Origin of the sequence: Prevotella heparinolytica, from assembly GCF_004342845.1 — a bacterium.
Classification (GTDB): Bacteria; Bacteroidota; Bacteroidia; order Bacteroidales; family Bacteroidaceae; genus Bacteroides; species Bacteroides heparinolyticus.
This window is the reverse complement of sequence record NZ_SLXB01000024.1, coordinates 53,046-62,275: the sequence shown is the minus strand read 5'-3', so window position 1 is coordinate 62,275 and position 9,230 is coordinate 53,046. Positions and strand designations below refer to the sequence as shown.

The 9,230-nt window shown below is 48.5% G+C and carries 7 protein-coding genes; all 7 read left to right on the top strand.

Annotated elements, in window-relative coordinates; all coding sequences use genetic code 11:
* Window positions 1-89: 89 nt before the first annotated feature.
* The 7 genes from EV202_RS11745 to EV202_RS11715 all read left to right on the top strand — a co-directional run bounded on the left by EV202_RS11745 (window position 90) and on the right by EV202_RS11715 (window position 9,207).
* Entirely contained in the window at window positions 90-380 is a 291-nt protein-coding gene (locus EV202_RS11745) for a 5-fold beta-flower protein (protein ID WP_394364525.1), read from the top strand.
* A 386-nt stretch (window positions 381-766) separates the two neighbouring features.
* Window positions 767-1,687 carry a tRNA (adenosine(37)-N6)-dimethylallyltransferase MiaA gene (miaA, locus tag EV202_RS11740; RefSeq protein ID WP_131927182.1) on the top strand — a complete coding sequence of 307 codons (921 nt, stop codon included), beginning with the start codon at window positions 767-769 and terminating at the stop codon, window positions 1,685-1,687.
* A 71-nt stretch (window positions 1,688-1,758) separates the two neighbouring features.
* The gene (locus tag EV202_RS11735; RefSeq protein ID WP_106070476.1) at window positions 1,759-2,685 is read left to right on the top strand and encodes a diacylglycerol/lipid kinase family protein; all 927 of its coding nucleotides are present in this window, start codon (window positions 1,759-1,761) and stop codon (window positions 2,683-2,685) included.
* 233 nt (window positions 2,686-2,918) lie between these two features.
* Window positions 2,919-3,719: a 3-deoxy-8-phosphooctulonate synthase gene (kdsA, locus tag EV202_RS11730; RefSeq protein WP_131927181.1), complete on the top strand. Its 801-nt coding sequence runs from the start codon at window positions 2,919-2,921 to the stop codon at window positions 3,717-3,719.
* 96 nt (window positions 3,720-3,815) lie between these two features.
* Window positions 3,816-6,665, top strand: a complete 2,850-nt coding sequence (locus EV202_RS11725) for a M16 family metallopeptidase (protein WP_131927180.1) — start codon at window positions 3,816-3,818, stop codon at window positions 6,663-6,665.
* Between the two features lie 222 nt (window positions 6,666-6,887).
* Entirely contained in the window at window positions 6,888-8,378 is a 1,491-nt protein-coding gene (locus tag EV202_RS11720; RefSeq protein ID WP_131927179.1) for a DUF5687 family protein, read from the top strand.
* 40 nt (window positions 8,379-8,418) lie between these two features.
* Window positions 8,419-9,207, top strand: coding sequence for an ABC transporter ATP-binding protein (locus tag EV202_RS11715; RefSeq protein WP_131927178.1), 789 nt, complete (start codon window positions 8,419-8,421; stop codon window positions 9,205-9,207).
* Window positions 9,208-9,230 lie beyond the last annotated feature (23 nt).

Genomic DNA, 9,230 nt, shown 5'->3' with positions numbered 1-9,230 from the left:
CTGTTGAAGATAGGTCGCTAAATCATTACCTACTGCATTTCATAACTCATAAGGCTGTTCATAGCCAATTACTTAGACCTAAATGATAGATTTTCAACAAAAATAATCAGAAAATAGGAAGAATAGGCAGCGACGGTCGGATTTTCTCTAAGACCAATTCTATGATCGGTAAATTCAGCAATGGTTCATATTACAATAAAAACAACCAGTTTATCGGAAAAATAGGAAAGGATGGTTCTGTCAGAAACAAGAACAACCAACTCATCGGAAAAATCAGTAACGGCAGAGTTGCCAATGCAAGTAATCAAACCATCGGCTATACCAAAGCAGACAGGAGATGGGCGGCAGCATTCTACTTCTTTAATTATTTCATCTGGTAGTAGAAATCACAACAGCGTAAGCGTAAAACATCCAATGGGAATTATTTTCTAATGAATAAAAGAAACTAATTGGGAGCACCCTTAAATGGAAGTGAAAGGATGGGAGTCATATATTTCTCTAACTCCCATCCTTTTCTAATAAGTATAAAAAAGGTAGCACTCATTTCAATCTTCGTAACCTCTAAAAACGTTCAGATACAAAAAAAGAATACTTAGGAAGGCAAAGAAAGAACTTCATCATACCTTTTCAGAAGAAAGCCCCACTTATTCCTCTCCCCTCTTCTTCCTTTAGAAAGCGATACTCCAGACCATAAATTCAAATAAGAATGATGGAATAACTCACGATTTTACCTTATCTTTGTGATTGGATTAACAATAATCATACCATGCCTCACTACGATTTAATCACCATATTGGGTCCCACAGCCTCAGGGAAGACCCTGTTTGCCGCGACATTGGCCGCCGAACTTCATACGGAAATTATCAGTGCTGACTCACGACAAGTTTACCGAAGCATGGATCTTGGCACCGGAAAAGACCTTGCTGACTACATTGTAAACGAGAAACAGGTTCCATATCATCTTATTGATATTGCCAATCCGGGCTACAAATACAATGTTTTCGAGTATCAACGCGACTTTCTCAATGCTTACGAAACCATTCGGCAAAAAGGATGCCTGCCCATTGTGTGCGGAGGAACCGGAATGTATCTCGAATCCGTATTGAAAGGCTATCGACTATTGCCCGTGCCGGAAAATCAGGAACTGCGCAACCGTCTGGCCGGCAAATCATTGGAAGAACTGACCAAGATACTGAGAGGCTACAAAAATCTGCACAACACCACAGATGTGGATACCGCCAAACGTGCCATACGCGCCATCGAGATAGAAGAGTTCTATGCCCACACTCCCATAGAAGAGCGTCCGTTCCCTGCCCTGAACAGTCTCATTATCGGAGTGGATATCGACCGGGAACTACGTCGGGAAAAAATAACGCATCGCCTGCGTCAACGGCTGGCAGAAGGAATGATAGACGAGGTGAAGCAACTGATAGAACAAGGCATCCATCCGGAAGACCTTATCTATTACGGTCTGGAATATAAATACTTGACGCTTTACATAATCGGCAAGCTGAATTACGATGAAATGTTCCATCAGTTGGAGATAGCCATTCATCAATTTGCCAAACGGCAGATGACATGGTTTCGAGGTATGGAACGGCGCGGATTCACCATTCATTGGATAAATGCCCGATGCCCGATGGAAGAAAAGATAGCCTTTGTAAAAGCAAAACTCAAAGAGATTTAGTATCTTTGGCGAAAAGACTGCAACGCTGATGTGAAAAGAAAATGTTAGAACCTACTGAAAGGAACAATTCTATGAGTACAGAACCTGAAAAATGGGGAGTGATATACAATCCCAAAGCCGGGACACGAAAAGTGCAGAAACGATGGAAAGAAATCAAAGAATACATGGACTCCAAAGGCGTGGCTTACGACTACCTGCAGTCCGAAGGATTCGGCTCGGTAGAACGTCTGGCAAGATTTCTTGCCAACAACGGCTACCGTACCATCGTTGTAGTAGGAGGTGACGGTGCATTGAACGATGTCATCAACGGTATCATGTTTTCCAATGCCCCCGATAAGAAAGACATTGCCATCGGCATCATCCCCAACGGCATAGGCAACGACTTTGCCGACTATTGGGAGATGAGCCAGGACTACAAAAAAGCCGTGGATTGCATCATCAACAACCGACGCCGGAAGATTGATGTAGGAACCTGCCATTACTACGATGGCGAAAAGCATCTGACCCGCTATTTCCTCAATGCCATCAACATAGGGCTGGGTGCCCGCATCGTGAAAATCACCGACCAATGCAAACGTTTCTGGGGCGTCAAGGTCCTCTCCTATTTCATGGCACTGCTTTCCATTATTTTCGAACGTAAGCTGTACCGGATGCATCTCAAAATAAACGGCGAACATATACGCGGACGCATCATGACTGTCTGCATAGGCAGTGCATGGGGCTACGGACAAGCGCCAAGCGCAGTGCCCTATAATGGCTGGCTGGACGTCTCCGTCATTCACCGTCCGGAACTGCTGCAACTTTGGTCGGGACTATGGATGCTTATCCAAGGCCGGATTCTCAACCATAAGGTAGTTATGCCCTACCGCACCCAGAAAGTAAAGGTGTTGCGGGCACAAAACGCATCCGTCGATTTGGACGGACGTATTCTGGACCGCCACTTCCCGTTGGACATCGGTATCTTACACGAGGCCGTCACTCTGATAATTCCCGACTAAAACCATACTTTTCAGAAAAGCGGAAGAGGCTTATCGTCGATAAAGCAGTTGCTTCGTATCAAGTTCGTACCAAGTTCTTATCAAGTTCTTATCTGCTTCGCATATAGAGATCGAAGAAAATACGAAGAAAAGACAAAGGAAGGAAGGCGTTGGTACGGAGTTGCCCCGGAGTAGAGACGAACCTCAGAAGAAAGCGAATTAACAAAGAGACATATAATATTAAAATAAAAGATATGATTGAACTGAAAAACAATCCTGCCGGCAATTTCTTTCTTCTGGCAGGCCCTTGCGTCATCGAAGGAGAAGAGATGGCGATGCGAATTGCCGAACGTATCACGGCTATCACCGAAAGACTGCAAATCCCATACGTATTCAAAGGTTCGTACCGCAAAGCCAACCGTTCCCGTCCGGACTCCTTCATGGGTATCGGTGATGAAAAGGCACTGAAAATACTGAAAAAGATACATGAAACTTTCGGAGTGCCCACCGTTACGGATATCCATGCGGCCGATGAAGCCGCGATGGCCGCCGAATATGTAGATATCCTGCAAATTCCGGCTTTCCTCTGCCGACAGACAGATTTGCTGGTAGCCGCAGCCCGAACGGGCAAGACCGTCAACATCAAGAAAGGGCAGTTCCTCTCCCCGCTTGCCATGCGCTTTGCAGCAGACAAGGTGGTGGAAGCCGGCAATAAGAACGTCATGCTTACGGAACGGGGAACCACGTTCGGTTATCAGGATTTGGTAATCGACTACCGGGGAATTCCCGAAATGCAAACATTCGGCTTCCCCGTGATTCTGGACGTGACGCACTCTCTGCAACAACCCAACCAAACCAGCGGAGTGACGGGGGGTATGCCGCAACTCATAGAAACGGTGGCCAAAGCCGGTATTGCCGTAGGCGCAGACGGTCTGTTCATCGAGACGCACGAAAATCCTGCTGTGGCGAAAAGCGACGGCGCCAATATGTTGAAACTGGATTTACTGGAAGACCTACTGACGAAATTGGTGCGCATCCGCGAAGCCGTCCGATAAAGTTTCATCCGGCAAATCAAAAAAACATTCATCTGCTGTGATTTATCCTTCACGGCTTCGACAGATAGAACAAGAACCAATTAATATTACTTAATAATGAAGCACTTATTACACTGTTTCTGGATGATTGCACTGCTTATTTGCTGCAATATCCAACAAGTATCTGCGCAAATGCAGATGCCTCCTATTCCGGTTGACAAGAACGTCCGCATCGGAAAGTTAGACAACGGCCTGACCTATTATATCCGCCACAATGCCTTGCCGGAACATCGCGTTGAATTCTACATCGCCCAGAAAGTCGGCTCTATTCTCGAAGAGCCCCAACAACGCGGACTTGCCCACTTTCTGGAGCACATGTGTTTCAACGGAACCAAGAACTTCCCCGGTAATGAAAAAGGATTGGGTATCATTCCTTGGTGCGAGACAAAAGGAATCAAGTTCGGCGTCAACCTGAATGCTTATACCAGCGTAGACGAGACGGTTTATAACATCAGCAATGTGCCTACCGAGAACCAAAACGTGGTAGACTCCTGCCTGCTCATCCTGCACGACTGGAGCAATGCCGTATTGCTGGAAGATAAGGAGATTGACAAAGAACGCGGCGTCATTCACGAAGAGTGGCGCAGCCGCAACAGCGGACTCTTGCGTCTCTACACCGAAGCACAACCCGTCATATATCCCGGCTCGAAATATGCCGACTGCATGCCTATCGGCAGCATCGATGTCATCGACAATTTTCCCTACCAAGCCATTCGCGACTACTATGCAAAGTGGTATCGTCCCGACCTGCAGGGTATCGTCATCGTAGGCGACATCGACGTAGACTCCATGGAACAGAAACTGAAAGCGACTTTTGCAGATGTGAAAGCACCCGTCAACCCCGCAGAACGCATCTACTTCCCCGTATCGGACAACAAAGAGCCGTTGGTTTATATCGGCAAGGACAAAGAAGTGGACGATCCCAGCTTCATGATTTTCTTCAAGCAAGACGCTACGCCGGATTCCATCAAAGGAAACATGATGTATATGTTGCAGGACTATCTGTTGGACATGTCTATGGATATGTTGAATAACCGCCTGAACGAACTGCGCCAATCGGCCAACCCTCCTTTCATATACGCCAGTGCCGGATATGACGACTTCTTCCTATCTAAGACCAAAGAAGCCTTTACGCTAAGCGCCGGCAGTAAAGCCGAGGGCATAGGCGAAGCCTTGAAAGCCGTATTGACGGAAGTGGAACGTGTCCGCCGTTTCGGTTTCACGGAATCGGAATACGAGCGGGCCCGCGCCAACTACCTGCAACGTCTGGAGTCGGCCTACACCGAACGCGAGAAGAACAAGAACGACGTTTACGTAAGGCAATATGTGCAGCATTTCTTGAATGCCGAGCCCATTCCCGGCATCGAGTTCGAGTACAACACCATGAACCAAGTGGCTCCCAACATCCCGGTAGCTGCAATCAATCAGATAGTTCAGACTCAGTTGGTGGCAGACACCAATCAAGTGGTATTCATTGCCACTCCTGAGAAAGAAGGCATTAAGTATCCTACCAAAGAGGAAGTTGTGGCCCTGCTGAAAGGAATGAAGGATTTCGATGTCACAGCGTATGTGGACAAGGTTTCGAACGAACCGCTTATGAAAGAAGCTCCCAAAGGCGGAAAGATTGTTTCGGAAAAGCAGGATGCCATCTACGGCACTACCGAGCTGACGCTCTCCAACGGAGTGAAAGTGTACGTCAAGAAGACCGATTTCAAGGCTGACGAAATCCGTATGAAAGGATACAGTGCCGGCGGAAACAGCTTGTTTGAAACCAAAGATGCGCTGAACTTCAACCAGCATGTGATGAATGGTGTACTTTCTGCCGGAGGTATCGGCAACTTCAGCAAGGTAGAGCTGACCAAGATGCTTGCCGGAAAGAAGGTTTCCGTCAATGCCGGCGTGGGTGGTACGCAGGAATATGTAAACGGTAACTGTTCGCCTAAAGATTTCGAGACGTTGATGCAGCTCACCTATCTGACTTTCACGGCCCCGCGTAAGGACGAAGAAGCGTTCGCTTCCTTCAAGAGCCGCCTGAAAGCGCAATTGGAAAGTGCGGAAGCCAACCCTTTGTCTTCCATAGGCGACACCCTTAGCAAAGTGATGTACAACAACCATCCGCGCATCATCAACCTGAAACCGGATATGGTGGACAAGATCGACTACGACCGTGTCATCGAGCTTTACAAGGAACGCTTTGCCAATGCAGGCGACTTCAACTTCTACTTTGTGGGCAACATCGACCTTGAAAAGGACAAACCGCTGATTGAACAGTATCTCGGCGCGCTGCCCGCTACCGGTGCCGCAAAAGAGAGCATCCGCGACAACCATGTAGACATACAGAAGGGCAACATCGTAAAAGAGTATGCCAAAGAGCAACAGACGCCCATGGCCACCATCATCATGCTATACAGCGGCCAATGCAAATACAATCTGCGGAACAGCATCCTGATGAGTTTCCTCACGCAGGCCCTCGACCTTGTCTATACGGAGGAAGTGCGCGAGAAGGAAGGCGGTACGTACGGTGTAAACACTCACGGATCGCTGACCAAAGCCCCGAAAGAGCAATTGGTTCTGCAAATCGTCTACCAGACCGACCCTGCCAAGAAAGACCACCTGAACGGCATCATCGACCAGCAACTGCAAAAGGTGGCTGCCGAAGGTCCTACTGCCGAGCATCTGCAAAAGATTAAGGAATATATGCTGAAGAAGTATAAAGACAACCAGAAAGAGAACGGCTACTGGCTGGGCAATCTGGACGAATACTTCAGCACCGGCATAGACAACACCAAGGATTATGAGGCTACGATAAGCGCTGTTACCGCCAAAGACATACAGCAGTTTGCCGCCGACATTCTGAAGCAAGGCAACAAAATCACAGTTATCCTGACTGTGCCCGAAACCAAATAAGCACAGGCAGAGTGTCATAATCCGACTTACGGAAAAGGGTGTATCAAAAAAAAGAATGCCTATGTGATTTCTTTCAGGCACGGATTGCACGGAGACCACGGGTTTAGCTCATAAAACCGCATCAATCAGTGAAGCCCGTGCCTGAATCATATCATGGCAATGCCGGCCATTCAGCCTTTGTCACATCCTCTTTTTACATACCAACTAAATACATATCCCACAATGAACCTCTTTTTAGTATTGCGAAAACACGGAAGGCTGGCCGACAAGCGCAACCCGATGTACGAGAAGAGCCGTTTCGCTAAGTTCTGGATATATCTGATGACCGCTTTCTGGGCAGGCTATCTCATCTTTTTCGGCACGATGCTTGCCTTTGCCATGCAAGGCGAATCCACGGAGCCTTATCACATTCTGAATTCCGGTCTGATGTTCATTCTTGCACTCGACTTTGTCACCCGCATGCCTTTCCAGAAGACACCCACTCAAGAAGTAAAGCCCTACATGCTGTTGCCCATCAAGCGCCGCCGGCTCATCGACTGTCTGCTGCTCCGTTCGGGGCTGGACTTGTTCAATCTCTTCTGGTTCTTTTTCTTCGTACCGTTTGCCGTCATCACCGTCACCCGCTTCTATGGAGTTGCGGGAGTCATCACCTATTTATCAGGTATCTGGCTGCTGATGCTTGTCAACAACTACTGGTACTTGCTCTGCCGCACGCTGATGGGGCAGCGTTTCTGGTGGCTGTTGCTTCCGGTGGGTGTTTACGGAGCCATTGCCGCCGTCATGTTCATACCTGACAATAGCCCGGTGTTCAGCTTCTCCACCGACGTGGGGGAGGGATTCATTCAGGGCAATCCGCTCACTTTTGCCGGTACATTGGCCGTCATAACATGCTTCTACCTGATAAATCGCTACGTGATAGGCCGCATGGTGTACAACGAAATAAACAAGGTGGAAGACACCACCGTGCAAGTGAAGCGTGTATCGGAATATCGCTTCCTCGAACGTTACGGACAAGTGGGCGAATACATGAAACTGGAACTGAAACTACTGCTGCGCAACAAGATATGCAGACGCGCAATCTATTCAGCCGGAGGCGTGGTCATCATGTTCAGCCTGCTTATTGCCTTTACCAATACCTATCAGGGAGGGATGAAAAGTTTCCTCGTGATGTACAACTTCGTCCTTTTCGGCATCCTCTTCCTGAGCACCATCATGGGCTATGAGGGCAACTACATAGACGGGCTGATGAGCCGCAAGGAGAGCATTTACGCTTTGTTGCAGGCCAAATATACCATCTACACCTGCGGGCAGGTTATCCCGCTCCTGCTGATGATACCGGCCATCGTGATGGGAAAGGTCACGCTGCTGACCTGCCTTTCGTGGTTCTTCTTCATCCCGGGGTTTGTCTACTTCTGCATGTTCCAGATGGCTGTCTACAATAATAAGACGGTGGACTTGAACAATAAAATGACTCAACGCAACATAGGAACAGGAATGCAGAACCTCATCTCGTTTGCTGCTTTCGGTGTACCTCTGCTCTTGCTATACACGTTGCAGGCGCTGTTCGACGAAAGCACCGTGGCCGTCATCTTCATCTTTATCGGCATCGCATTCATCGCCACCTCGCGCCTCTGGCTGCGAAACGTCTACCATCGCTTCATGAAACGCCGCTACCGGAATATGGAAGGATTCAGAGACAGCAGACAGAAATAGAAATTCAAGCAAACAAGAACGTTAAAACCCAATAGACCAAATGATACAGATTACAGACCTTCAGAAACGCTTCGGCAGCAAGGTTGCCGTCGACATTAAGAATTATACCATCCATCAGGGCGACATGCTGGGGCTGGTGGGCAACAACGGTGCCGGAAAGACCACCCTCTTCCGCCTCATCCTCGACCTGCTGAAAGCCGACAGAGGAAACGTCACCATCGACGGCACCGACGTAAGCCGGAGCGAAGAGTGGAAAAAAGGCACGGGCGCCTTCATCGACGACGGTTTCCTGATAGACTACCTGACGCCCGAAGAGTATTTCCACTTCATCGGCAAGATGTACGGACTGAAGAAAGAAGAGGTGGACGAACGTCTCCTTCCCTTCGAGCGATTCATGAACGGCGAGGTGCTGGGACAGAAAAAGTTCATCCGCAACTTCTCCATGGGAAACAAACAGAAGGTGGGCATCATCTCGGCCATGCTTCATCATCCGCAACTGCTGATTCTGGATGAGCCGTTCAACTTCCTCGACCCAAGCTCGCAGTCCATCATCAAGCACCTGCTGAAGAAGTATAACGAAGAACATGGTGCCACCGTCATCATCTCCAGCCACAACCTCAACCATACGGTAGACGTGTGTCCGCGCATCGCCCTGCTGGAAAACGGCGTCATCATCCGCGACATCAAGAACGAGCATAACTCTGCCGAAAAGGAACTGGAAGACTACTTCAACATCCGTGTGGAAGAGGAAACCGCCGGGGAAGCGGCGGAGACGACCGGACAGGCGCCGACGCAGGAAACGCAGGCAACGACCGAACAAGCAGATTAAACAATTCACACTCTTAAGACAAA

What these genes read in the sequence shown, in the direction of transcription:
- miaA (WP_131927182.1), top strand. Translation starts at nt 767, where the DNA reads ATGCCTCACTACGATTTAATCACCATATTGGGTCCCACAGCCTCAGGG.
- EV202_RS11715 (WP_131927178.1), top strand. Translation starts at nt 8,419, where the DNA reads ATGATACAGATTACAGACCTTCAGAAACGCTTCGGCAGCAAGGTTGCC.
- EV202_RS11720 (WP_131927179.1), top strand. Translation starts at nt 6,888, where the DNA reads ATGAACCTCTTTTTAGTATTGCGAAAACACGGAAGGCTGGCCGACAAG.
- kdsA (WP_131927181.1), top strand. Translation starts at nt 2,919, where the DNA reads ATGATTGAACTGAAAAACAATCCTGCCGGCAATTTCTTTCTTCTGGCA.
- EV202_RS11735 (WP_106070476.1), top strand. Translation starts at nt 1,759, where the DNA reads ATGAGTACAGAACCTGAAAAATGGGGAGTGATATACAATCCCAAAGCC.
- EV202_RS11725 (WP_131927180.1), top strand. Translation starts at nt 3,816, where the DNA reads ATGAAGCACTTATTACACTGTTTCTGGATGATTGCACTGCTTATTTGC.